This window comes from Prevotella lacticifex, assembly GCF_019973375.1.
GTDB lineage: Bacteria > Bacteroidota > Bacteroidia > Bacteroidales > Bacteroidaceae > Prevotella > Prevotella lacticifex.
Genome location: NZ_BPTV01000001.1, coordinates 1,531,860 through 1,558,473 on the forward strand (window position 1 = coordinate 1,531,860; position 26,614 = coordinate 1,558,473).

Here is a 26,614-nt window from a genome sequence, read left to right on the forward strand (position 1 = left end):
GCAAAAGTACAGCCATTCTTTGGCGTTAACAAGCTTTTCCCCGTGTTAATGTCTTTAAGCATTCTTTTGTTGCCTAATGTCAAGTGGCTTGATATTTGTCAAGTAATTGGTTTTTCTCTTTGTCGTTCCACGGGATTATATTATCTTTGCACAGCAATCAAAATAATATTTATGAATTTCTTTAAAAAGCGGAAATCAAGTATGACATTATATCCAAAACTTATCACCGATGCCCTACGGCAGGTGATTTATCCCGGTACGAAGAAGAATATCGTTGAAAGCGGAATGCTGGCCGATAATATTCGTATTGACGGAATGAAGGTTAGTTTCTCTATTATCTTTCCCCGCGACACCGATCCGTTCCTTAAGTCGACTCTAAAGGCGGCTGAGGCTCAGATTCATTATTCCGTTTCGAAGGACGTGGAAGTGACTATCACCCCTGAATTCAAGAGTGCTCCACGCCCAGAAGTGGGCAATCTTCTTCCCGGGGTGAAGAATATTATTGCTGTAAGTTCTGGAAAGGGCGGTGTCGGTAAGTCGACAGTATCAGCCAATCTCGCCATTGCCCTTGCAAAACTTGGATACAAAGTAGGACTGCTCGATACCGATATTTTCGGTCCTTCGATGCCAAAGATGTTCGGAGTAGAGGATGCCCGCCCTTGCGCAGTGGAGAAAGAAGACCGTCAGCTTATCGAACCAATCGAGAAATATGGAGTTAAACTCCTGAGTATCGGTTTCTTCGTCAATCCTGATGTGGCCACTCTGTGGCGCGGTGGTATGGCGACTGCTGCCCTAAAACAGCTTATCGGCGATGCTGACTGGGGCGATTTGGACTATTTTATCCTCGATACGCCTCCTGGGACAAGCGATATCCACCTTACACTACTCCAGACTATTTCCATCACTGGGGCTGTTATCGTGAGCACTCCGCAGAAAGTGGCTCTTGCAGATGCTGTGAAAGGTATTGATATGTATACCAACGACAAGGTCAATGTGCCGGTTCTCGGCTTGATAGAGAATATGGCTTACTTTACTCCGGCGGAACTTCCTAACAACAAGTATTATATCTTTGGAAAGGACGGCTGTAAGAATCTTGCCAAGAAGATGGGCGTTCCATTGCTTGCGCAGATTCCTATTGTGCAGAGTATCTGCGAGAGTGGCGACAACGGAGCACCTGCCGCCACTAATCCCGACTCCATAACGGGTCAGGCTTTCATCAGTCTTGCTCAATCAGTTGTTACCGTTGTGAACAGACGGAATAAAGAACACGGCAAGACGAAAATCGTTCAGGTGAACAACAGTCATTAACCGGCAAGATTATTCCGCGCCGAATTTCTTCTTCAGCAGCTCGAGCCGCTCTATAGCGTGTTTCCGGGCTGCTATTATTTGTGCCCTGTAAACCATGCAAGCAGTGAAGAAATAGCATACGGTCTGAATCCACAGTGCCTTGTATTCTTCCGCCATGTCTTGTATTGTGGCTCCCATGCTGCTGATTTTCAGGAATCCTTTGATTCCGAATGTTGATGGAATGAGGCTCCCAACGGCCTTCCAGAAAGCAGGGATATTGCTTGCCGGCCATGAGATTCCCGACATAAAGAGGAATGGAACCGACGTAAATACCACCAACAGCAGTACATTCTCACGGTATCTGACGACACATGATATCGTCATACCGAAGAAAATGCATGACAGAAGATAGGGTATCATGAGGCAAACAAGGCTCGACGCATGTACCAAGGATGTGAAATGGAAGAACCTCGGCACACAGAGGGTGATATAAGCAGCCATAACACAGTAAATCATGAAGTAGCACATCGACTTTCCGAGTACTATTCTGAAGATACCATTGTAGTGCTTGCTTATCGGCACAAGGTCCTTGTATCTGTTGTTTTCGCGTGCAGTTCCAGCCGCGAGTCCTATTCCCAATAATAGCGTCTGCTGGAGAATGAGAATCAGCACACCCGGTAACAGCGCATTGCCGTAGCCGCCAGTGGAATTGAACATCTGGATTCTCTCTATATGGATAGGCTCCGTGTTGAGCTCATCGTCTCTATTCGTGAATCCTCCCGACTTCGGTTTTTGAATTTCGGAACTCATATTCAAGGCTATAGCCTGTGCAGATTGGAATATAGCCTTGTAAGTAAGCATCAGGCTCATGTCGCAATAGACATCAACTTTTGCCTGTCCTCCGCGTGCAATCTGCTTCTGAAAATCGGACGGAAAGTACAAAACGCCATGCACAGCCTGCTTTCCCACAAGATTCTTGGCATCCTCCAGGTTGTTACAATAGTAGGCTGCGTGAGTGTCGGGTGAGGCATCAAACTCGCGTATAAATTTCCGGCTTTCCTGACTGTGGCTCATGTCCACTATTGCCACCGGCACATCCCTCACCACTTCGTTGTTGTAAATCCAAGAATAGAGTAGGGGATAGCCGAGGGGAACGAGGATGAAGAATATCAGCACACCCTCATCCTTGATGGTGTTCTTCATTTCCAACCACCATATATAGCACATATCGCTTATGCCTTGTGCTATCTGCGCGAATAATCCTTTTTCGTTTCTCATGGCTTAGGGGATATAAACGTAATTAAGCATTGCCTTCTTGACATTCCACAGCGTTAGCAGTGGCAGTGCAGCGAAGATTATCAATGCGGCAATGTTGGGCCATGCATCCGACAGCGGATAACCGTTGAAGATGCATATTTGGTATATCATATAATAATGTCGGAGCGGAATGAGCTGGGCGATGGCTTCAATCATCGAGTCCATAGCGAATACAGGGTAGGTGGCTCCGGCCGCGGAGAATCCCACAACTCCCCACAAGGAGCATATACTCATTGACATTCGCAGACTCGGCATGAGCCCGAAGGCAAAAATTCCGAATCCCTGTGCTGCTAATACTGTGAGCAATGCAAGGAGCACTATCTTCCCGATGCCACCTGGATGCGGGAATCCCAGATAGCCATATATGTACCATGAGAAACACATAAATACGGTGAAGAACACCATAAACTGTGGAATTGTCTTGCCGGCAATGGCTACAAAGATGTTGTTGTCGGCCATTCTCATCCACTCATGGGCGCGGTTGAATTTCAGTTCCGTTCCAATGCTGTAGGCTGTAATAAGGAAGTAAAATAGAAACAGTATTCCCGGAATCATTATTGTGCTCAGATAGACATTATAGTTTGCCCATGGATTGCCAATCATGTGCAGGTTTACCGACACCGGCTGCAGAAAGGCTTTTATCTCCACGGGTGTTTTTCCGAGAGCCGACAATTTAGCCGCACCTACCGCCGCCGATCCCAATGTGGTCACAGTGGTAAGATCCTTATACATCATATTTCCCGCAAGCATCACAACACCGTTATAGTAAAACGATATTGTGGGCTGACGGTTAGCGAGAATCTTATCGGTCGTTCCTTTGGGGAAGTATAGAAACGCATAAATATCGCCCCGCTGGATGGCCTCCCGGGCTTCGTCGACGCTGTTGTAATAGGCTGTTACCTTCGTCATCTCGAAGGCATCGAGTTTTCTCGTCATTGCCCTTGTCGTCGAGGTGTTGTCGAGGTCGACGATACCACATGGCATATCGGTGGGCTGTCCATTGTCCATCAGCGACGTAAAAAACAGAATCACGATTAAAGGACCGCCTATCATACAGAATAAGTATATTGGGTTATGTGCCAATATACCGCATTCCCGTCTTGCAATATAGAATATTTTTCTTATCACAAAGATTATTTTACAATCAACGACATTCCCGGGCGCAGTCCGTCGACGTGCTCCAACGGTCTCACTTTCACCTCAAACGTCTTCAGGTCATACTGCCCTGCGGTCTTTGTTGCTTTCCATACGGCGTATGTTCCCTCGTCCTTGATATAATAAATCTTTACTTTTACGTCCATGTTCAGTGCAGGGATGAAAGCTGTGAATACGTCGCCGATTTTCTTTCCTTTCAGTTGGTCCTCCCGAATATTGAACGTTCCCCACATGTCATTGACGATAGATATTGTCATTATCGGCGAGCCCATACCTACGAGTTCTCCCACTTTCGGATAGATTTCGCTGACCTCACCTTCCTGTGTGGCTATCTGCACGTTCTCTTTCACCAGCGACGAGACCACGTCGACAGCTTGTCTTGCGGCTTCGGCGTTCTTTTTCGCTGCTCTTTTTTCCTCCTCTCGAGCTCCACTCTTTGCCAGTTCCCATTGGGCTTTTGTCGTTTTGACAGCTGCCTGGGCAGCATCGTACGAAGCTTTTGCCTCGTCGCGGCGCTGCGCCGTGGTCACTCCCTCGGTATAGAGCCGTTCTGTACGCAGATAGGTTTTCTGGGCTATGTCGGCGGCAGCTATGGCCTGCTGATACACTTGATAAGCCGACTCAACGGCTTCCCTGCGTGTAGGTGCCTCGGTAAGGTCGCTTATGGCATCGGTTGCTCCTGCCGCAGCTTCTGCAACCTTCTCCTGAGCACTGACCTCGGGACTCTCCAGGATGGCCAGTGTATCGCCCACATGGACGTAGTCGCCCTCCTTGACGAAAATTTTGACGACACGAGATGGCAGTTTGCTTGAAACCCGATATTCGTCGGCTTCCATTTCTCCTTGTATCGTCTCCTGTGGACGGTCGAGGGTGAAATAACCTATAATGCCCACAATGGCCACTACCATGGTGAAACCTGCTACTGCCAGGAGTATGTTGTTGTGTTGAGTTTTAGCACTCATAATGATAATAATATTGGAGAGTTATTCTTTTTTCCTATGTTTTGTCCGGTCGCCTCGTCATGTCAATATCTTCCAATTGCCTTTTGGTAAGCGGCTTGCGCAATTTTTACTGCAATTTCAGCGTCGGTCTTCTGCCCCTCTGCTGTCTGCCATGCCGTCTGAGCGTTCATAACGTCGGTGACGGTCATCACGCCTTCCTTGAATCCGATGTTGGCACAGCGAAGATTTTCTTCGGCACTGGCCATATTCTTGCGAGCCGTAGCCAGTCTTGTCTCAGCGTCGTGAACCTGAAACAGCGACTGTTCCACCTGAAGGTGAATCTTATCACGGGCATCGGCCAGCTGAAGCTCAGTGATTTTTGTCACTTCTTTCGATGCTCTGACCTTGTATTTCCCTTCTCCCCAGTTCCATATCGGCACTTGCAGAACCACTCCAACGTTCCAAACACCCGAGAATCTGTTCCGGAAACCATTGAAGAGGTTGGGGTTCATCTCGGTGAATCCACCTGTCAGTGCCACATGCGGCATATATATTGAACGCACAAGCTTCGTCGCCTGCTTGCTCAGGTCAATGGTATTGCGGATCATTCTCAGCTCCGGGCGTGCCAAGTAGGCTGTGTCGGTGGTTTCGATGTTGTCGTAACTTGTCGTTATTCCGCGGTCGCCCTCGTCTACGAGTGTAATGTCGCTCTTCAGGGGCAGTCCACAGAGCTCGCATAGAGCCATCTTTGCCACGCTTATTCCGCTACTTAGCTGGCTGATAGTCATTTCCGTTGTGTTGACGCTGACATCCACTCTGAGTTTGTCGGCTTTTGTAGCCACACCGGCTTTGACCATCTTTGCCACATCGTCGTCGAGTTTCTTGACAAGGCTGAGAAACTCTTTTGCCGTTTTCTGTTTATTGCGCAATGACACCACCAGCCAATAAGCATTGTCGACAGTGTACAGAACGTTCTGCCGGCGCGCTTCCACATCGTTGGCAGCGAGGTCCTCGCCGATCTGTGCCATGCGGTTGGCCGCAGTGATGGCTCCTCCCATATATATCGGTTGGGTGACGACGATGCTTCCTGTGTACACATTACGTGTGTTGGTGTGGAAAGCATCAATGACGTCCTTACCTATATTATTACCGGCAGTGGCTATCGGTGATGCCATACCGCTTATCTGCTGTCCGAGTCTCGCGGCAGCCTCCTGCGACAGCAGTCCCTGTCCGACAAGGTTGGTAATGATGTCGGCCATCTGTCCTGTCAGACTTCCCGTGGCTGCCGTTCCCAAACTGCTAAGGGTCGATTTCTGGCTGTTGTTGAGCAGGGATATTTCCTTTGTGAAATGCTGATAGCCGCCCACACCGTCGACGTGAGGCAGATATTTAGTTTTGGCTGCTTGATGAATATTGTGCGCAACGGCGGTCTGCAGTTTCGAAATCTGTATCTGCTTATTGTTATCCAATGCCATGTTGCGACATTCCTGGAGCGAAAGAGTGCGCTGGGCCTGTACCTGGATGATTGCCATGAAAGCCACGGCAAGGGCAAATGTTCTTCTCATCAGTTTTGTCGTTTCTATTATTATCGTTGCAAAGGTATAACTTTTCTGCATAACGTACAAGATATTGCAGTTGTGCAATCCTTTATATTTCTTAATTATCGGCTATTATCTGACGTTTACGACACTGTTGTTGTCGTAATGTCAAATTTTACAGCGCACACGGAAGAGTCAGCAGCTGGTATTCCAGCGTTCTTGCGAGACGCTCGTGACCCTTGTCGTTGGGGTGCAGGCGGTCGGTTTCGAGAGTGTGATAGTTTATTGCCGACTCGTCGAAGAGTGGATACAGTCCGCTTGTCGAGTTGACATCGAGTACCGGAACGGCCCAGATGTTGCCGGCTTCCTTCACTTTATCGACATAGGTCTGGAAGTATTCGCCGATGCAGTTCTGATATTCTTCCGACGGCTGAATGTTCTTTTCGTTGCCGTAGAAGTAGCCCCGGTGTATCGGTGTGAGCAGAACAATCTGCTTCGATGGCCACCGTTTCTTCAGCAAAGCCATGGCTTTGTTTATCCTCCCGCAGTAAGTGCTGTCGGAGTATATCAGTGTGCGCTTCTTTCTTGTCACGGTAGCCTTAGGCCCATGTACAGCCGCGACCACCTGTTCGTCGCTCTCGGTGTACCATTGTCCTACTGGCACCCCTGCGTTATAATCGTTAGTGCCGATGAAAATCAGTATCGCGTCGAAGTCGTCGCCATGCTCAGCTTGCAGTTTGTCGGCCTGCCGGGGAATGTCGTTCCACTGTCGGCCGCTGATGGCATATACATACGGTGTTATGCCGAGCCAGTCCTGCAGGAAACTCCAGTATTTCTTCTTCGATGCTTTATTCCTCGGATCGGTGATGGAATCTCCAAAATAGGCTACGCGGCGGCCCTGCCAAGGATGACGGAGGAGCTCTTGAGGAGTGGCCTGAAGGCAAATAAGGAGCAGAATGAGTGCAAGACTAAGTTTTTGTTTCATATTTTTCTAAAATTATTTGGTGCAAAGATACTAATTTTTTCGGATTTTGATTATCTTTGCATCAAATAAAATGAAAATGTAATGAAAAAACTACTTGATATCCTTGCTTTTCTGTTTGTATTGGCAAATATTGTTGTCTCGTGTGTCTTTTATTTCTTCACCGACAAGATTGCCATCCCGGCTCATTGGAGCTCTGTGGGGCAGATGACCGCCTACGGCCAGACTTGGCTCATCCTTGTGCTTGCGGGCTTGAGCTTATTGGTGTATATCCTCATGGTTGTCAGCGAGCGCCATCATGCCGTTAACCTCCCTTTCAGAGTGAAGAACGAACTCCAGGCCCGTCCGTATATCGACCTTGTGATAGCCTGGACGAATATGTTGGTGATGCTGGTGCTGCTATATGTCGATGCGGCTGTGGCTCAGTACGTTCCCATGAAGATAGCAATTATTTATGCAGCGATACTCGTTGTGTGTATCATCGACTTCTACTACACCCGTAAAATATTCCAGTGCGGACGGAAAGGTTGAGCTTTCTGCATGTAAAGATTATTCAAATCTTACATAGCTTTTTGCCGTCTTTGCAAAGTGTTGATACTCAGTGAGTTTGAAATACATATCATTTGGCGTTCTAAAACGGCCCTTTTGGGAGCCTCAAACGGCCCGTTTTAGAACGCCAAACGGCCCGTTTCGCAAGGCCAAATGATACATATTGTTTTCGTGTAAATATTTTTCTGATTATTACTCCTGAGTTTACGGTTCTCCGTAGTAACTCTTCGAAGTCGTGACAAACGTCATCTGAGTAAGTCGTCGGCCGTATATGAATGATTACTTTAGCCTATTACTCTTTCCGCTTGAATACCAACTTCTTAGGAATTTTTACCCATTCGCGATTGACGACGATTTTTATGACACTCCCCGACAGCCTCTCGAGCGTGTAGGTGCCGTCGCCGTTGTAGGTTAACTTTGCATCGAGGTCCTCGCTGCCGTAGTCGTTTATAATCACGAGTTTGGCCGTATTCTTGTTCACGTCAGCATCCTCGATAATCCATTTCCTCGTATCGCGCTTAGCTCCGAAGTATCCCGGATTCTCACCGAAGACCTCCTGGCGCGGGCAGACGATATTCTTCTTGTAGAAATCCATGACGATGTATACCTGATATTCATCGTTGTCGATTCTCCCCTTGAAAGTTGTGGAGTCCTTGACGGCAGCATTGGCAGTCAGACAGAGCATTCCAAGAATGGTTATAAGAAATAGTTTTGTTCTCATATCGGTCTTTTTTAGGGCAAAGGTAGCAATTTAGCTCAATTTATTTTAGCCATAAAGACAAAATTAACGGGTTGATGTTTGGTTTTTACAAAATTTATGTTAACTTTGCACCGATATAATGTGCTTATGGATAAGAACAAGTTGTTTCCCGATTATGTTTTTGAAACAAGTTGGGAGGTATGTAATAAGGTAGGAGGAATCTATGCGGTCCTCTCCACGAGAGCGAAGACACTTCAGGATAAGATAAAAGATCATGTGATTTTTATTGGCCCGGATTGCTGGGGCGAGAAAGTGTGTCCGTTCTTTAAGGAGGACAATTCGCTTTTTCCTCAGTGGCGGTCGAAGGTTGCCGGCGAGGGTCTGAAGGTGAAGATTGGCCGTTGGACCGTTCCCGGTGAGCCCATTGCCATCCTTGTCGACTATCATCCTTTCTTTGCTGATAAGGACCGTATCTATGGCCAGTTGTGGGAAGATTTTCAGGTCGACAGCCTACATGCCTATGGCGACTACGACGACAGCCTGATGTTCTCCTACGCAGCCGGTAAGGTGGTGGAGAGTTTCTACAATGCCAATATCCCGGCCGGAAAGAAGGTAGTCTTCCACGTCAACGAGTGGCAGACGGCCGTTGCCGCACTGTATATCCAGAAAGTGTTGCCCCAGATTGGGACTATCTTCACCACCCACGCTACGGGCATCGGCCGCAGCATAGCCGGCAACAACAAACCACTCTACGATTATCTCAGTGCATATAATGGCGACCAGATGGCCTGCGAGCTCAATATGCAAAGCAAGCACAGCGTGGAGAAACAGACGGCAAAGTATGTCGACTGCTTCACGACCGTCAGCGATATTACCGCCCGTGAGTGCAAGGAGCTGCTCGACAAACCCGTCGATGTTGTTCTTCCTAATGGCTTTGAGGACGATTTCGTTCCTAAGGGCCGTGCGTTCACCGCTAAGAGAAAGGCTGCGAGAAAGGCTTTGCTTGATGTTGCCAATGCTCTGACAGGCAGCCAGTTTGGTGACGATACTTTAATCATTTCTACAAGTGGCCGTTACGAGTTCCGCAATAAGGGTATAGATGTGTTTATCGATGCCATGAACCGTCTGCGACTGTCGGACAAACTGAAAAGAAACGTTGTGGCTTTCATTGCCGTGCCGGGATGGGTCAAGGGTCCGCGCAAGGACCTCCAGGACCGTCTCGTCTTTGATACACCTTATACTGAAGCCCTGCCTAATCCGGTTATCACCCACGAACTGTATAACGAGGGCGACGACCGCGTGCTCGGCATGATGCGCTGGCTCGGTATGGACAACGGAAAGGACAGCAAGGTGAAAGTCATCTTCGTGCCGTGCTATCTTATCGGCGACGACGGTATCTTTGATAAACCATACTACGATATTATCCTCGGCAACGATCTCTGTATCTACCCAAGTTATTATGAGCCATGGGGTTACACGCCGTTAGAGGCTGTGGCTTTCAAGGTGCCGTGCATCACTACCGACCTTGCAGGCTTTGGTCTGTGGGCCAACAAGGAGAAAGGCACCGGTGAGTACAGCAAGATAGAGGATGGTGCCGAGGTTGTGCACCGTACTGACAGCAATTATAATGAGGTGGCCGACAATATCCGCGATGTTGTGCTGCGCTATTCCACCTTCGATAAGAAGCAGGAGGATATGTGCCGCAAGAAGGCAGGAACCCTGGCGAAGAAAGCTCTGTGGTCGAAGTTCTTCCGTTACTATGAAGAGGCTTACGACTTTGCTCTCCGTAAGGCTATGAAGCGTATGGAAAGCGTAAAGGCTAAGGCCGCGCAACAGGCCTGATACTCACGATGATACTAATTCGAACAACTAATATTTCAAACTAATTATTCAGATAATTGATAACTAACAGATAACAGTTATGAAGATTAAGTCAGATTATTCGAATGAACCTCAGTGGAAAGAGGTAAACGTCAAGTCGAGCGTTCCAAAGCAGTTGGAGTGTCTGGACGAATTAGCACACAACATGTGGTGGGCATGGAATTATGACGCCCGCAACATGTTCAAGAGTCTCGATGAGAAACTCTATGAGGAAGTGGGCCACAATCCGGTTCTCCTTCTTGAGCGCCTGAGCTATAACCGCAAGGAAGCCATTGTCAAGGATAAGGTCATCATGAAGAAAGTCAACGATGTGTACAACCGTTTCAAGGAGTACATGAGCGTTGAGGCCGATAAGACCCGTCCTTCAGTCGCTTACTTCTCTATGGAGTATGGTATCAATCAGGTTCTGAAGATTTACTCCGGTGGTCTTGGCATGCTTGCCGGTGACTACCTCAAAGAGGCTTCCGACTCTAATGTCGATATGTGCGGCATCGGTTTTCTCTATCGTTATGGCTACTTCAAGCAGAGTCTCTCGATGGATGGCCAGCAGATAGCGAAGTATGAGGCTCAGAACTTCAACTCACTTCCTATCGTCAAGGAACTCGACAAGGACGGCAATCAGGTTGTCGTCGACGTGCCTTATCAGAACTATCAGGTTCACGCTCTTGTTTGGCGTGTTAACGTTGGCCGTGTTAAACTGTATCTGCTTGATACTGACAATGATATGAACTCAGAGTTCGATAAGCCAATCACCCACTCACTCTATGGCGGTGACTGGGAGAACCGTCTGAAGCAGGAGATTCTGCTCGGTATCGGCGGTATCCTCACTCTGAAGAAACTCGGTATAAAAAAAGATCTCTATCACTGCAATGAGGGTCATGCAGCACTCTGCAATCTGCAGCGTCTGTGCGATTATATCGATGACGATGGTCTTACTTTCAATCAGGCTATGGAGCTCGTACGTGCAAGCTCGCTATATACTGTCCACACACCGGTTCCTGCCGGCCACGACTATTTCGACGAGCAGCTCTTCGGCAAGTACATGGGCGGCTATCCGGCAAAGCTCGGCATCACTTGGGATGAGTTCATCGGTATGGGCCGTACCAACCCCGATGACCACGGAGAGCGTTTCTGCATGAGTACGTTCGCATGCAATACGTGTCAGGAGGTTAACGGTGTCAGTAAGCTCCACGGATGGGTCAGCCAGAAGATGTTCGCTCCTCTGTGGAAGGGCTACTATCCTGAGGAAAACCATGTGGGCTACGTCACCAATGGTGTGCACTTCCCGACATGGTGCGCTACGGAGTGGCGTCATCTCTACGATAAGTACTTCGACCCGACTTTCATGTCGGATCAGAGCAACGAGAAGATTTGGCACGCTATATACGATGTACCCGATAAGGAAATCTGGGAGACACGTATGGCCCTGAAGAAGAAGCTCGTGAAGTACATCCGTGATAAGTTCTCGACGCAGTGGCTCCGCAACCAGGGCGACCCCGCAAAGGTAGTGAGCATTCTCGAGCGCATCAATCCTAACGCGCTGATGATTGGTTTCTGCCGTCGTTTTGCTACTTACAAGCGCGCTCATCTGCTGTTCACCGACCTCGACCGTCTCGAAAAGATTGTCAACGACCCTGAGCATCCAGTACTGTTCTTCTTCTCGGGTAAGGCTCATCCTGCCGACGGTGCCGGTCAGGGACTCATCAAGAGAATCTTCGAGATTAGCCGTATGCCGCAGTTCCTCGGTAAGATTATCTTCCTTGAGGACTACGATATGCGTCTGGCCCGTCGCCTCGTTTCGGGTGTTGATATCTGGATGAACACCCCGACACGTCCTCTCGAGGCCAGCGGAACATCTGGTGAGAAGGCCGAGATGAACGGTGTTGTCAACCTCTCAGTCCTTGACGGATGGTGGGTTGAGGGTTACCGTGAGGGGGCCGGATGGGCTCTGCCTCAGGAGCGTACCTATCAGAATCAGGCTTATCAGGACCAGCTCGATGCTGCCACTATCTATAGCTTGCTCGAGAACGATATCATTCCTCTCTACTACCGCACTACACGTGGCAAGACTTACTCGGAGGAGTGGATTCGCGTCATCAAGAACTCTATAGCAAAGATTGCGCCTCACTACACCATGAAGCGCCAGCTCGACGACTATTATGACAAGTTCTACAATAAGGAGGCTAAGCGCTCTAAGCGTCTGCAGGCCAACGGAAACCGTCTGGCTAAGGAAATTGCTCTCTGGAAGGAGACTGTCGCTGAGCGTTGGGACAATATTCGTGTGGTAAGCGAAGACGTTTCGGCACTTAACGACCTTGCTACCGGCGAGAAGGCTGAACTGACATACGTCATCGACGAGCAGGGACTGCAGAACGCAGTAGGCCTTGAACTGGTCACTCTCGACAACGATCCTAACAAGGAACAGAAGATTCATCACGTCTATCCGTTCAAGATGGTTAAGGAAGAGGGCAATAACTACACCTTCAAACTTGACTTCGAGGCTGTCGAGGCCGGTCCGTACAAGTATGCTGTACGTATGTTCCCGCAGAACAAGGAACTGCCTCACCGTCAGGACTTCTGCTACGTCAAGTGGCTTGACTAATTCTGGGCGTGATACAAGAAAAATCATAATTCTCGCTGGGCCGTAATGCAACGAGCGATTCGTACTGCGTCGCGGCTCTAAGAGAAAACCGACACCGGTCTTGTGTCTTGATTCCACCATGACCGGGAGAATATAAAAGGAGCCATTCGCTAATGTCGGATGGCTCCTTTTGATATATCCCTGCATTGAACACACGCTATGATGCACTCAATAAGTTTGTCTGTCGCTTCATTAAGTGTAAGCTATCTGCCATATTCACAGGTGTTTAGACACCTTTACAGATAATCTGGCAAAATATGCTTGTCTTACTACCCTCCTTTCTACCCTCCTTTCTACCCTCCTTTCTACCCTGTGAAAATTTGGATTCGGGAAAAATATTTTGTAACTTTGCAGCGAAATAACAATAAACTGTAGCAGAAATAGTGAAGATAGGACTCTATATTTCTCCTGACTTCGTCAATGCGTCACCCAGGATGAATTATAAGTTTATTGGAAAATAGTCACGTACAGACTTTGGCTCCCCATCACTTCAGCCCCCCTCTACAGGGGGGCAATGCCTGTCCGTTACGAAAATCGCTATCACGTAATATTGCGCAGAGCGCATAAAATACTCTGCACCTCCTGAATCTGCTCACAAGCGTTTTTAGAAAGACCTGATAACGCCGTCGTGGTAATAATTCCGCCCGCTTTATTTTATGTCTGAATTTTCGATTAATTTGTAGCGATAATACCCACTCTAAAGCTAATTATCTATAAATCAGTAAATATTTAGTTTGTTATGTTTTGCCATTTCACTTATTATTGTTACATTTGTAGCGGTAATCAATGATATAGTATAATGGCAAGACCTATAAGCGATGAGACTGCTCACAAGGTGACGCTTCACATCAATAACGGATATAGATATGCAACACTACGCCCACGTGTAACGAACAAGGCAACAGGTAAGCGTATGAACAAAAGCATTCATTTAGGCACAGTGACCGAAAGCTTGAAGTTCATTCCAGGTAAGGCATATCTTTGCATGCCTCCTGCCGAGCGAAAGCAATTGTTATTCCCACAGGGATGGGATTTGAGTGAACTGGACTCTTTGCCAAGCACGAGGAAAGCAGGGAGGCCTACCCACAATGGAGATGCGCCGAACCGTCTGTATGGCGACGTGTGGCTTATGGAAAGAGTTGCGGAGAAGACCAAGATACGCGAGGATCTGGAGAAGGTGTTAGAGGGAAACAAGGAGAAAGTGGATGACATCATGACACTTGTCATGTTCCCCTATATTTCCAGCTATTCTTATACAGCAGGCTCGCTCGCTGGCAGAGATACACCAAGACTCCGTCCGCGCGCGAAATGTCTCCGGGAGACATCACCCGTCTTACGCAGTCAATCACCGAGAAAGACCGCCAGGCCCTGCTACGTCTTCGTTCGGAAAAAATTGGAAAGATGGAACTCTGTGCTGTTGACTCCACAAGCAGGTCTGCTTACGGAAGCAGCCTGGCCGACATACGCTGGGGGCACAACAAGGAGAACATTGCCCTGGCGCAGACGAATGAAGTTGTAGTCTATACTCTCAGCAACCACATGCCCATCTATTACATGTCTTTTCCCGGTAACATTCCTGACTCACGCACAATGGGTGTCATCCAGTCTGACCTTCGCTGTGCCGGTTTTATGAATTACGTAATGATAACGGACAGGGGCTATGGGACAGTGCAAATCCTTGAGGACAACATCCTTCATGGCCAGCCCGCTATAATGTGCATGAAGACCGGCCACAAGTTTATCAGCGACAAAATAGACAGCCTTGGAGACTTCAATGTCCGTCCGGACGGAATGGAGATAGACCTTGACAGCAAGCTGTATTACAAGCAGTATGACATTGACTACAAGGTACATGGAAATGGCAAGTCCGAAAAGGCAGCAAGCAAGATGCGCCTGAACCTGTTCTTCAATCCTTCGTGGAGAAGTGAGGGGCAAATCAACATAGACATGAAAGTCGAAGGGCAGAGAAGCTGTCTTCAGAAGATGCTTGAAGGCAAGGAAGAAGCACCAGACGACGAGACCCTGAAGAAAGACTTCTGCATGTTTGACGTAAAACTGGACAAGAAAAGACACGTCATATCTTTTGAGAAGAACGAGAAGAAGCACAACGACTCACTCAGACTGTTAGGGTTTGTCGCCATTGTAACGCTCGGACTGGATCTGACGGCACCGCAAGCTCTGGCTCACTACAAATTGAGAGACGAGCAGGAAAAGTACTTCCAGCAGATGAAGACGGAGATGTGCTCTGACAGACAAAGAAATTGGAGCGAGGACGGTAAGACCGGCAGGCTGTTCATCTTGTTCGTCGGATTAGTCATAGGATCATATATTAGACACATCTGGAAGACGACAGGCCTTCACAGCATGTTCGCCTCTTCACTGGACATGCTTGACGAGATGAGGAACATAAGATGTATCGAGCGACAGGGGCATACCACCAAGATAACACCTTTTGTCGGGAAGCAGGTAGAGATTGCGAAGGCTTTTGGGCTTGACATCCCAGCCGGGTGTGAACCGGGATACAAGTCGAAAAAGGTAGGTAGAAAAAGAGGAAGGCCAAAGAAAAACGAGTCTTAGAAGATTATCGCTACAAATTAATTGAAAATTCAGAATTTTATGCGCTATTCACAATTTTATGCCTTGGAAATCTTCTTCATGTAGAACATATCTTCAATGGCTTACGAACATACCTTTAACGACCCACGAAAATATCTTCAATGGCTCACGAACATATCTTCAACGACTCACGAAGGTATCTTCGGCGGAATAATGACATAATATCAGGTCATAAGTAAGTACGAGGGCATGGAAACGCATTCTTATTAGAGATGGATGAGGAGGTTAATACAGTCAGTCCATAGTATCGAATCAGCCTTGTCTTCTATTCGTTCATCGCACCACAATGTGGGCACCGGCCCTTACGGTGCAGACGCGCTCCACAATTGCCGCAGATATAAACGTTGCGGCTGTTGCGGAAATAGCTTCTTAAAGCGAACCAGAAGTATGCTATAAGGAGCGGATAACCGATGAAATACAGTGTAGAAATAGAAAAAACGATATAGTCGACGGCGCACACAGCTCCTAATCCGCAGAGATACCAGAACGCATCATCAAACTTCAGCTGATGGCGTGTGTCGTCGATAGTGGCGAGGCCCACTATGAGCATTGCCCATACTGAGATGAGGAAGATGGCTATCGACCACGGCTGAGAGAAGGGATTGAGTGTGGGATGGAAATAGAAAGCCCTCCATGTGTCGGGGGTAAAGTTCTGAATTGTGGCGTAGAATGTTGCACTCGATGCCACTATGAGTGCGAGAAGGGTGGGGTAGAAGGAGTTGATATCGTTGAAATGAACGATATGTGATTTCCTGCGCATGAGCTTTCGGATTATGTAACCCACGGCAATGAAGGAGATTATAATAAGAAAGAAAATCAAATGGCGGTTGGAGAATGTCGAAATAAACTGCGAAATAGGGTCGTCGGGGTCTACATTCTTCAACAGTTTCGACTCGTGGATCCATCCTAACTCATATTGGTCGGTGACAAGTTGAATCCATACCGAGTCGACAGAATCTGACTTCAGCATGTGAATATCGGTGACAGCTACTCGCGCCCCCTTCTTTACAGCGAATGAGTCGACCGTCATATTGCTCACGACCTCCTCCGGCTGTTGCTTGATGAGGTCTATAGAATCGCCACGGATGATGAAGTTGAAACCAACACTGTAGTGGTGCTTTATTGCGAAGTCGGCCGAATCCTTCTGGTCCATCGATAAAGAGTCGAACTTGGCCTGGGTCATGGAATCGGTGAGGCGGGTGGAGTCCTTCAGCTGAAAACGGCTTGGTGTCCGCCGGTTGTAGCAGCCGGTTATTGTCAGCAGAAGGAATGACATCATCATTAGTATTGCTAATTTCCTCATGTGGCTATCGTTTAAAGGGTTATATATGTTGGCTTCTGATTATATCCAAATGCTTTAGTGGCAGTGATTTTTCTGTCGTTAATTGACAGATTTTCGTAACTTTGTCAACGCTATGGGCCTTGTACTATTCTGCGTAGATATTCATCTGACACTCATCGCATTTGAATTCGAGACGGAACCTGCGTCCGTCGGCGAGTTGCAGGAACAGTGGCTCATGCCATGAAGGATGCTTCCCGCCACGACGTACGCAGAATCCGAGGCTGTAGCGAAGACAGTGGCGGCACTGCATGATAAGGGGGCGTGTGGCGGATTTGAGCTCAAGGGCGGGTCTTACGGTGCCGATACCTTCCTCCTCATAAAACTTCACTGCGGCTTTATTGGAGATATTGTATAGGTAGGGGAAATCATTGTATTCCCGTTGCCATACTTTCTCGTGTCCGGCAGAGCTCTTGGCGGTTATGACGATGTCCTTTTCGTTCACAGCATCGGTGAATGCTTCATCGAATTTCTCTACAGCCATTCTCCTTAGATCGGAGAGAACGCTGCTCGGAATGAAGAAAGTGTCAGCACCATTGCTGACTTTAATCTCCTTGGCTTGAAAGACTGTTGTGCCGAGTTTGGACAGCTGACGGATGATATTGTCGTGCTGTGGCTTTTTTGCCTCTTGGTGCTCGAACTCCACTTCTGCCGTTGCCTCGACGCTGTTTGGCTTGTCAGAAGTCTTTACATTGTGCAGACATCTGCTTATTGTCAGTGAGAACCCATTGTCGGTAGTGCTGAAAGTCATCTCTACGGGAATTTTTCTCTCTGATGACTTTCCGCTGATGGCATGCTCGAAGTTTTGATCGTTATTGCGGTAGAGTGCCATTCCAGCTTTCAGTCCGTGGGGCATCTTGAAAGGATAGAGTCTGTTTCCCACAGCTCTGTTTACTCTAAATCCCTCAAGCTCATGCTCTTCGTTGATGAAGCACAGGCCGTCGCCATTGGCGAAAGTGGCAGTACCGGCTACGTTGAACGAGTCGTGCCGAATCTCCTTGACGTGACCGACAAACTCGCCCAAGGCTTTTGGGGTATCGGGAGAGAAGATATCGGGTTGACGTCCGTTGAGGAAATATGTGGTGTATCCGCGGTTGAAGGTTTTCTTGAGATCGGGGGTGAATTTGTAAGTCACTCTTCCATATGACTCACGCACATATTCTGAAGGGTGGTTCTCGACTATTTCGTTGAGCCGTTGACTGTAGGCCGCCACAACGTTCTTTACGTAGCTTGCATCCTTGAGTCGTCCCTCAATCTTGAAGGCTGTGGCACCGGCCTTACAGAGAGCCTCGATATTGTCGATCTGGCACATGTCCTTGAGCGACAGAAGATGCCGCTGATGCTCTATAGTCCGGCCATCGGAGTCTTTGAGGTCGAATTTCAACCGGCAGAACTGTGCGCACTCGCCACGGTTGGCAGACCGTCCGAAACAATACTGTGAGGCATAGCATACTCCCGAATAGCTTACACACAGTGCTCCATGGACGAAAACTTCAAGCTCGGTGTCGGGAACGGCTTTGTGGATGGCCGCTATCTCTTCAGCCGACAGCTCACGTGCCAACACTACGCGGTCGAAGCCTTTGGAGCTCAGCCACTTAACTTTCTCTGCTGTCCGTGAGTCACATTGCGTGCTGGCATGTAAGCTGACGGCAATGCCTTCCTGCCGTATGCGGCTAAGGAGACCCATATCCTGAACGAGAAAAGCGTCGACACCGGCCTTTTCCAATTCTCTTATGAGCGACATCGTCTTTTCGAGTTCGTTGTCATAGATGATTGTGTTGACCGTAACGTGGACTTTGACACCGAATTTGTGGGCGTAATCGCACAGAGTCCTTATATCATCGATGGAGTTTCCGGCAGCTGCTCTTGCGCCAAAGTGCGATGCACCGATATAAACGGCATCGGCACCGCTGTCGACGGCAGCGATGCCACATTCAAGGTCCCTGGCGGGAGCTAATAGTTCGAGAGTATGCATAATATGATTACTTTATCTTGCTCAAGTCGTATGGTGTCTTCTGATAGACGTAATAGTTTATCCAATTTTGGAAAAGTAGATTAGCGTGGGCGCGCCAAAAGATGTGGAATCCCTTCTTTGGGTCGTCATCAACATAGTAGTGCAGTGGTATTCCGACATCGTCGCGTATGCCTGCGTCGCGCTTATACTCCTTGTCGAGAGTTTCGGGGGCATATTCGAGATGGCCGGTGATGAAGAACTCTCTGCCTCCCCGTGCCATAACCATCGACACACCGCTCTCAGGCGATTCAGCAATGATGGACAGTTCCTTGACTTTCTTAATGTCGTGGGACCTCACCTCACTGTGACGGCTCTGTGGCATGTAGAAAACATTGTCGAAACCGCGGAAGATGGGGAGTTTGGGCCGCAACGGTCGGGTGGGGAATATGCCAAACATCTTTCTGTCGAGGAGATACTTTGGAATGCCGTAAAAATGATACAGCGCAGCTTGAGCGGCCCAACAGATATAGAGCGTCGACTGAACGTGAGTTCTGGCCCAGTCGAAAATCTTGACTATTTCGTTCCAGTACTCTACATCTTCGAAAGCCATTGTCTCTACCGGTGCTCCTGTAACTATCATTCCATCGTAGTTCTCGCGGGCTATCTCGTCGAAGTCCTTATAGAACATCATCATATGCTCGATGGGAGTGTTCTTAGGAGTATGGCTCTTGAGCTTCATAAACATGATGTCAATCTGCAGCGGAGTGTTCGACAACAGTCTTATGAGGTCGGTTTCCGTTGTAATCTTCAGTGGCATAAGATTGAGGATGACAATGCGCAGCGGGCGTATGTCCTGCTTGTGGGCGCGGTCCTCATCCATGACGAAGATGTTCTCCCGCTTGAGGATGTTTATAGCCGGGAGTTGATGTGGCAGTCGTAATGGCATTATTAATTCCTCCTAAAATCCTCCTCCCCCTCGCTTAATGTGAGAGGGAGGAGGTTGATGTTAGTTTATAAATTATTTATTACCAGAGTTGCAGGCGCTTGTCCTCTGGAATATACATCTTGTCGGTGGGCTTAACATTGAAAGCCTTGTACCATGCGTCAATATGAGGCAATGCACCGTTGACGCGCCACTCACCGAGGGAGTGCGGATCGCGGTTGACACGGCTTCTTATCTCCTGCTTGGTGATGTTTGATGCCCACACACCGGCATAGGCAAGGAAGAAACGCTGGTCGGGAGTGAATCCGTCCCAATCCTTGAGTTTCTTGCCTTTAGTAGCGTTCTTATAGGCATTGAATGATACCTGCAGTCCTCCGTGATCAGCAAGGTTCTCACCGAGGGTGAACTTACCGTTGGCGTGAAGGCCCGGCAACACCTCGATACTGTCGAAGAAATCGGCATATAGTTTAGCGCGTTTCTCGAATCCCTTAGCGTCAGCGGCTGTCCACCAGTCCTTAAGATTGCCATCGGCATCATACTGCCTTCCCTGGTCGTCGAATCCATGAGTCATCTCGTGGCCAATAACAACGCCGATGGCTCCATAGTTGAATGCCTCGTCAGCCTTGGGGTCGAAGAAAGGATATTGCAGTATTCCTGCTGGGAAACAGATTTCGTTGGTTGTAGGATTGTAGTAAGCGTTGACAGTCTGTGGGGTCATGAGCCACTCGTCTTTATCAACGTGTTTGCCGGCTTTGTGCTCAATCTCATAGTCGTTCTGGAATTTTCTGCAAGCTTCAACATTATCGAAGAATGACTTCGACGGGTCGATGGTCAGAGCAGAATAGTCTTTCCATTTGTTTGGATAACCGACTTTGACGTAGAACTTATCGAGTTTCTTATGGGCGTTGGCTTTCGTCTCTGCGCTCATCCAGTCCTGGGCATCAATGCGCTGGCCTAACGACACCTGAAGATTCTTAACAAGTTGCTCCATGATTTTCTTGGAGCTCTCGGGGAAGTAGCGCTTGCAGTAGATGCGGCCTAAAGCCTCACCCATCTGACCCTCAACCTGGTTGGTTGCTCTCTTCCAGAGGGGGAAGTCCTCTTTGCGTCCTGAGATTGTCTTGCCGAAGAAGTCGAAATTGGCCTCACGGATTTCATCGGTAAGGTAAGATGCCGACGACATGATGACATCCCATTCCATTTCAGCTTTCAGCTCATCGGCAGTCTGCAATCCTTCAATGGCGTTGAGACCCTCGAAGAACTTTGGCTGACCGACGACGATGTCCTGGATATAGCGTGAGTCTATGCCCTCGGCGTTGGCAAGAGCCTCGAAGTTGAGGTTAGGATATTTTGTCTCAAACTCTTTCAGCGTCATCTTGTTATAGTTGGCCTGTGGATCGCGTAGCTCAGTGTTTGACTTTGAGATAAGTGCCAATGATGTTTCGAGGCGGAAAATGTCATTGGCCTTGGCGTTAGCCTGTGCGTCGTTGAATCCATAGAGCTTGAACATCCTTACGATATGCTTCTTGAATGCATCGCGGATGGCCACTGTAGCTGAATCAGTGTTGACATAGTAGTCGCGCTGTCCGAGGCTCAGTCCACCTTGTCCGAGGTTGACGATATTCATAGTGACGTTTTTCTCGTCGGCGCCGAAACCATACCAATATGGTACTCCGTAGTTGTTAGGTGCTGTCTGGCGCTGGATGAGGCGCAGGTCGTCAATGGTCTTGGCTGCCTCAATCTTGTCGAGGAGCGGCTTTACCGGTGCTATTCCTTCCTTGTCGCGTCTTTCGACATCAAGGGCGAGCTTGTAAAAGTCGGAAAGCTTCTGCTCCAATGAGCCTTTAGGATAATTTTTCTTCTTCAGCTGATCGAGAATGCTGTTGATACGTTTGTTGTTGTCCTCTTGCAGTTGGTCGAAACTGCCGAATCGACTGTAGGCTGCCGGCAACGGATTGAGCTTCTGCCATCCTCCGGTAGCGAACTTGTAGAAGTCGTCTTGCGGACGTACATCCTTCTCAAAGTTCTTGTCGAAAAGCCCCGAAGCGTTCTGCGCCATACCCATGACAGGTGCAGCTGCAATCATCAGTAGGGGAATGATTCTTTTCATGTTCATAAGTTATAAGTTTGATATAGTTATATAATCAGTTTATGACTGCTATCTTTATGACTTGGCAATCGTTATGAGGCCTTTAAATTCTCAAGCTCTTCGGAGAGCTGGAGCCAGTAGTCGTTTTCTTTGTCGAGAGCCCTTTTGAGTTCGGTATACTCAGTTATGAGTCCTACGTTGCTCGCATTCTCAGGCTCGTTGAACATCATGTCGAGTTCCTTAACCCTCGATTCCATCTTTGCTATTCGCTTCTCACAGTCGTCGACAGCCTTTTGAGCTTTTCTGATTTTCTTTTGCTGAGCCTTGTGAGCCTCGTAGTCCTGAGCTCCATTGCTGCGCTTGGCAGTAGCACCGGTGTCGGCAGATGCTGCGATAGAACTTTTCTCAACCGGCTTTTGCTCTGTCTGGCGTCGGATGGCCTCATCGATAGTCTCGGCGTTGTGGGCTCTCAGATAGTCGTAGATGCCGCCGATATGCTCGGTGACGTGCCCACCTCCAAACTCATAGACTTTCGATACAAGTCCGTCGAGGAAATCGCGGTCGTGGCTGACGATGATAGCTGTACCGTCAAATGCTTTTATGGCTTCCTTGAGAACATCCTTCGACTGCATGTCGAGATGATTGGTGGGCTCATCGAGGATAAGCAAGTTGACAGGCTCAAGCAACAGCCGAATCATTGCCAGACGGCTTCGCTCTCCTCCCGACAGCACTTTAACTTTCTTCTCCGATGTTTCACCACCGAAGAGGAATGCTCCGAGCAAGTCATTGATTTTCAGTCGCATCTCTCCGGTAGCCACACTGTCGATGGTCTCAAATATCGTCATATTCTCGTCGAGGAGCTGCGCCTGATTTTGAGCGAAATATCCAATCTGAACATTATGGCCCACTTTCAACTTCCCGGTGAATGGTATCTCACCCATGATACATTTCACGAGTGTCGATTTACCCTCGCCGTTCTTTCCGACAAAGGCCACCTTTTCGCCCCTTTTTATTGTCATCGTGACATCGCTGAACACCGTGTGCTGTCCGTAGTCTTTGCGTACGTTCTCACAAATGACCGGATAGTCGCCCGACCTCAGACAAGGAGGAAACTTCAGGTGCATCACCTTGTTGTCGACTTCATCGACTTCTATTGGCACAATCTTCTCCAGTTGTCGTATCCTTTGCTGCACTTGTACAGCTTTCGTGGCCTGATAGCGGAAACGCTCAATGAATGCTTTTGTGTCGGCAATCTCTTTCTGTTGGTTGGCATAAGCCCTCAGCTGCTGTTCACGACGCTCCTTGCGCAGGACGATGTACTGATCATATTTCACCTTATAGTCCTCGATGTGGCCGCAAGTTATCTCCAGGGTTCTGTTGGTGACATTATTGATGAAAGCCCTGTCGTGGCTCACGAGAACAACGGCTTTCTGAAAATTCTGAAGATATTGCTCCAGCCATTGTATTGACTCAATGTCGAGGTGGTTGGTGGGCTCGTCGAGGAGCAATACGTCTGGGTTGCCAAGGAGAATCTTCGCCAATTCAATTCTCATTCTCCATCCGCCGGAGAATTCCTTTGTCGGACGGTCGAAGTCGCTGCGTTCAAAACCGAGTCCTGTCAGTGTTCGCTCCATCTCGGCTTCGTAGTTGTCGCCGCCGAGAAGCATATACCGCTCGTGCTCTTCAGTGAACCGCTCCACGAGGGCATTGTAGTCATCACTCTCGTAGTCGGTGCGCTCGGCCATCTCCTTCTCCATCTTCTTCAGACGGTCCTGCATGGCAATGGTGCTTGCGAAAGCCTTGCGTGCTTCTTCTCTGACAGTTGTCTCGTCAGCAATCTTCATCACCTGCGGCAGATAGCCAATAGTGAAGTCGGTGGGAACAGAGATGCTGCCGCTTGTAGGCTTCTGGATGCCGCAAAGCAGTTTGAGCATTGTCGACTTTCCGGCGCCATTTTTACCTACGAGAGCAATGCGGTCGTGGTCGTTGACAACGAAAGAGACATCGCTGAAAAGTGGCTTGGCTCCAAACTCAACGGTTAAATGGTCTATTGATATCATTTTCTTCTCATTTTAAGACGCAAAGGTACTAATAATATCCCGTATTGCAAAATTCGATAATCATTAGTATTGTATTTCATAACAATATTTGTACCTTTGCAACGCATTAGGAATAAAAAACATCAGAAAAGACATGAATCAGAGAACCCTAGTGCTCTTAGCCGTTCTCACGGCCGCTGGTGCTCCCCTTCCGGGTTGCAGCACCACAAGAGCAAAAGTACCCGCCGATGTGTTGGGTGATAATGAGAGTCTGTCGTCGCCCGCCGACTCCTCAAGAGTGTATGATATTGACGAGGTTGTGGTCGTCGACCAGCCCAAGGAAAACTTACGTCTGCGTCAGCAACCACTGAGCAGCTCGTCGATTTCAGCGTTGTCTATCCAGAACTATAACTCCCAGGATCTCCGTCAGCTTTCTGCTTATGTCCCCGCCTTTACGATGCCCGATTACGGTTCGCGATATACTTCGTCGATGTATATCCGTGGTATTGGTTCGCGCGTCAATTCGCCGGCGGTGGGAGTTTACGTCGATGGAATGCCATTATTGAGTAAGAGCGCTCTCAACTTCCATACATACGGTCTTGAGCGTATAGATGTGTTGCGTGGACCGCAAGGCTCTCTATATGGCATGAATACAGAGGGAGGGCTTGTGCGTATGTTTACACGTAACCCATTCAACTATCAGGGCACCTATGTTGATCTCTCAGTTGGCTCAGCTTTTTGGCGTAAGGCTGAAGTAAGCCATTTTCGTCGGCTGAGTGATAAGTTTGCTTTCTCGTTAGCTGGATTCTACGACGGACAGAATGGATTCTTCCGCAATGACTATAACGGTGACAGGGCTGACGAATTCAACGAATTTGGATTCCGCGGTCATAGCTCATGGCGCCCGGCAGCAGGGTGGTCAGTCGATCTCATGGCCGACTACCAGTACGTCAATCAAAATGGATTTCCCTATGGTCGTCTGCTGACGAAAGAGGAAGTAACCTCAGCACCGATAACATCGGAGCTCTATGGTCGCAAAGCCGGCACTCAGCATCCGTCGCAGAACAGACAGAGCACATACCGCCGAAACTTGCTCAATACTGGTCTCGGTGTTAAGTATGATGGTCGTGGATTTGTGTTCAATTCTATGACCACATGGCAGTTTCTGCATGATGACATGCTCATGGATATCGATTATCTGCCAGCCGACTACATGCACATGACTCAGCGTCAGCTTGAAAACTCTGTGTCAGAGGAGCTGTCGGTGAAAAGCCGAAACAACAGCTTCTGGCATTGGACTTTCGGCGCTTTTGCTTCTTATCAATGGCTAAGAACCGATGCAAACGTATATTTCGACCCCGACATGAACACAATGGTATCGCGCCGAATGCAGTCGGCAATTCCTATTCCTGCTGTGATAAATATGGATATGGGCTATGTGCCGGGACTCTTCCATACACCGACTGCTGACCTCGGTATTTATCACGAGAGCAACATCAATATCACTCCGAAGTTCACCCTCACGCTCGGTGCCCGCTATGATTTCTCTCACGTGAAGATTGATTATCTTACGTCTTCGTCAGTGTCGACCAGTGCTGAGGTCATGGGCATAAAAGCATCGTCAGTTATCAGCTCCATGCTGAACAACAGCCGTAAAGACAGCTACCGTCAGTTCCTGCCTAAGGCAGCGCTGACATACAAACTCGACAACGGAAGCAATATTTACGCTGTGTGGTCGAAAGGCTATCGCGCCGGAGGATATAATTTCCAGATGTTTTCCGACATTCTCCAGAGTGAGATAAACTCGCAAGCGAAGACCGCCCGAGGCAATGTCACTATTGATCATGACGCTGCCGACTACGACCGTATAGCCAAGACAATTCAATACAAGCCGGAGACGAGCTGGAACTATGAGATTGGTACTCATCTGAATCTATTCAACGGACTGATTCACCTCGATGTGGCAACTTTCTATATGCAGATCCGTAATCAGCAATTGTCGGTGATGGCCGGCAACTACGGGTTCGGACGAATCATGACAAACGCCGGAAGAAGTCATAGTACCGGTATGGAGATGACTCTCCGCGGAGCCGCTGCCTCTGACCATCTGAACTATACACTCTCTTATAGTTTCACGAGTGCTGAATTTGACAAATATCGCGACTCGACATCTACGGGTGAGGTCGTCGACTATAAGAATAAGCATGTGCCTTTCGTTCCTCAGCATACTCTCGCTGCCGCGGCTGATTATAAAGTCGATGTGGATCCGGCCGCACTCTTGCAGCCTTCATGCCGTTGGGCACTGCGGAGCGTAACTTTCGGTGCCAATCTCTCTTGTCAGGGACAGACCTGGTGGACAGAGGCTAACGACATCAAGCAGCGTTTCTATGCTGTCGTCGGTGTACATGCCGCAGGCGATTTCGGTCCCTTGGGTATCAACGTGTGGATAAAGAATCTTACTGATACAAAGTTCAATACTTTTGCCGTTCAGAGCTCAGCCACCGGTAATAAGTATACCTTTGCACAGAGGGGTAATCCGTTCCAGATTGGAGTTGATTTCAAGTATAAGTTTTAGTGGTATTCGATTGATATAGGGGAACTCTAAAGATACACCGGTCTTGAGTAGTGATTTGAGTTGACGCT

The 26,614-nt window shown here is 48.4% G+C and carries 17 protein-coding genes; 6 read left to right on the forward strand and 11 right to left on the reverse strand.

From position 1 onward, the window contains the following. The first annotated feature begins 201 nt into the window (after window positions 1-201). Entirely contained in the window at window positions 202-1,308 is a 1,107-nt protein-coding gene (locus LDN30_RS06040; protein WP_223925870.1) for an Mrp/NBP35 family ATP-binding protein, read from the forward strand. 9 nt (window positions 1,309-1,317) lie between these two features. Here LDN30_RS06040 and LDN30_RS06045 read toward each other — a convergent pair whose 3' ends face one another. From LDN30_RS06045 to LDN30_RS06065, 5 genes are all read right to left on the reverse strand, one after another. Next, a complete protein-coding gene (locus tag LDN30_RS06045) occupies window positions 1,318-2,565 on the reverse strand; it encodes an ABC transporter permease (protein WP_223925871.1) in 1,248 nt (415 codons plus the stop codon). Window positions 2,566-2,568: 3 nt separating this feature from the next. Beyond that, on the reverse strand, window positions 2,569-3,738 hold the full coding sequence (locus LDN30_RS06050; protein WP_373316535.1) for an ABC transporter permease: 1,170 nt from the start codon (window positions 3,736-3,738) through the stop codon (window positions 2,569-2,571). Continuing rightward, window positions 3,738-4,721 carry an HlyD family secretion protein gene (locus LDN30_RS06055; protein ID WP_223928998.1) on the reverse strand — a complete coding sequence of 328 codons (984 nt, stop codon included), beginning with the start codon at window positions 4,719-4,721 and terminating at the stop codon, window positions 3,738-3,740. Before LDN30_RS06055 ends, LDN30_RS06050 begins: the two co-directional genes overlap by 1 nt. 62 nt (window positions 4,722-4,783) lie before the next feature. After that, window positions 4,784-6,265, reverse strand: coding sequence for a TolC family protein (locus LDN30_RS06060; protein ID WP_223928999.1), 1,482 nt, complete (start codon window positions 6,263-6,265; stop codon window positions 4,784-4,786). Between the two features lie 148 nt (window positions 6,266-6,413). Further along, window positions 6,414-7,223, reverse strand: coding sequence for an SGNH/GDSL hydrolase family protein (locus LDN30_RS06065; protein ID WP_223929000.1), 810 nt, complete (start codon window positions 7,221-7,223; stop codon window positions 6,414-6,416). 81 nt (window positions 7,224-7,304) lie between these two features. On the opposite strand from LDN30_RS06065, the gene LDN30_RS06070 reads away from it, so the two are divergent. Continuing rightward, the gene (locus LDN30_RS06070; RefSeq protein WP_223929001.1) at window positions 7,305-7,751 is read left to right on the forward strand and encodes a hypothetical protein; all 447 of its coding nucleotides are present in this window, start codon (window positions 7,305-7,307) and stop codon (window positions 7,749-7,751) included. A 310-nt stretch (window positions 7,752-8,061) separates the two neighbouring features. Here the strand turns inward: LDN30_RS06070 and LDN30_RS06075 are convergent, their stop codons facing one another. Then, complete coding sequence (locus LDN30_RS06075) at window positions 8,062-8,490, reverse strand: hypothetical protein (protein WP_373316501.1); 429 nt, start codon at window positions 8,488-8,490, stop codon at window positions 8,062-8,064. 126 nt (window positions 8,491-8,616) lie between these two features. Between LDN30_RS06075 and LDN30_RS06080 the strand changes: the two genes are divergently transcribed. The 3 genes from LDN30_RS06080 to LDN30_RS06090 all read left to right on the forward strand — a co-directional run bounded on the left by LDN30_RS06080 (window position 8,617) and on the right by LDN30_RS06090 (window position 15,568). Then, on the forward strand, window positions 8,617-10,311 hold the full coding sequence (locus LDN30_RS06080; RefSeq protein WP_223925878.1) for a glycogen/starch synthase: 1,695 nt from the start codon (window positions 8,617-8,619) through the stop codon (window positions 10,309-10,311). Window positions 10,312-10,390: 79 nt separating this feature from the next. Beyond that, the gene (glgP, locus tag LDN30_RS06085) at window positions 10,391-12,952 is read left to right on the forward strand and encodes an alpha-glucan family phosphorylase (protein WP_223925879.1); all 2,562 of its coding nucleotides are present in this window, start codon (window positions 10,391-10,393) and stop codon (window positions 12,950-12,952) included. Between the two features lie 1,347 nt (window positions 12,953-14,299). Continuing rightward, complete coding sequence (locus LDN30_RS06090; protein ID WP_223928712.1) at window positions 14,300-15,568, forward strand: IS1634 family transposase; 1,269 nt, start codon at window positions 14,300-14,302, stop codon at window positions 15,566-15,568. A 304-nt stretch (window positions 15,569-15,872) separates the two neighbouring features. Here the strand turns inward: LDN30_RS06090 and LDN30_RS06095 are convergent, their stop codons facing one another. The 5 genes from LDN30_RS06095 to LDN30_RS06115 all read right to left on the reverse strand — a co-directional run bounded on the left by LDN30_RS06095 (window position 15,873) and on the right by LDN30_RS06115 (window position 23,992). Continuing rightward, window positions 15,873-16,910 carry a zinc ribbon domain-containing protein gene (locus tag LDN30_RS06095; protein ID WP_223925880.1) on the reverse strand — a complete coding sequence of 346 codons (1,038 nt, stop codon included), beginning with the start codon at window positions 16,908-16,910 and terminating at the stop codon, window positions 15,873-15,875. A gap of 124 nt (window positions 16,911-17,034) precedes the next feature. Next, window positions 17,035-18,921: a peptidase U32 family protein gene (locus tag LDN30_RS06100; protein ID WP_223929002.1), complete on the reverse strand. Its 1,887-nt coding sequence runs from the start codon at window positions 18,919-18,921 to the stop codon at window positions 17,035-17,037. A gap of 7 nt (window positions 18,922-18,928) precedes the next feature. Further along, window positions 18,929-19,846: a homoserine O-acetyltransferase MetA gene (gene metA, locus LDN30_RS06105; protein WP_223925882.1), complete on the reverse strand. Its 918-nt coding sequence runs from the start codon at window positions 19,844-19,846 to the stop codon at window positions 18,929-18,931. Window positions 19,847-19,925: 79 nt separating this feature from the next. Continuing rightward, on the reverse strand, window positions 19,926-21,959 hold the full coding sequence (locus LDN30_RS06110; RefSeq protein WP_223925883.1) for a M13 family metallopeptidase: 2,034 nt from the start codon (window positions 21,957-21,959) through the stop codon (window positions 19,926-19,928). 65 nt (window positions 21,960-22,024) lie between these two features. Further along, window positions 22,025-23,992: an ABC-F family ATP-binding cassette domain-containing protein gene (locus LDN30_RS06115; RefSeq protein WP_223925884.1), complete on the reverse strand. Its 1,968-nt coding sequence runs from the start codon at window positions 23,990-23,992 to the stop codon at window positions 22,025-22,027. Window positions 23,993-24,125: 133 nt separating this feature from the next. On the opposite strand from LDN30_RS06115, the gene LDN30_RS06120 reads away from it, so the two are divergent. Then, window positions 24,126-26,546, forward strand: a complete 2,421-nt coding sequence (locus LDN30_RS06120; protein WP_223929003.1) for a TonB-dependent receptor — start codon at window positions 24,126-24,128, stop codon at window positions 26,544-26,546. The last annotated feature ends 68 nt before the right edge of the window (window positions 26,547-26,614 follow it).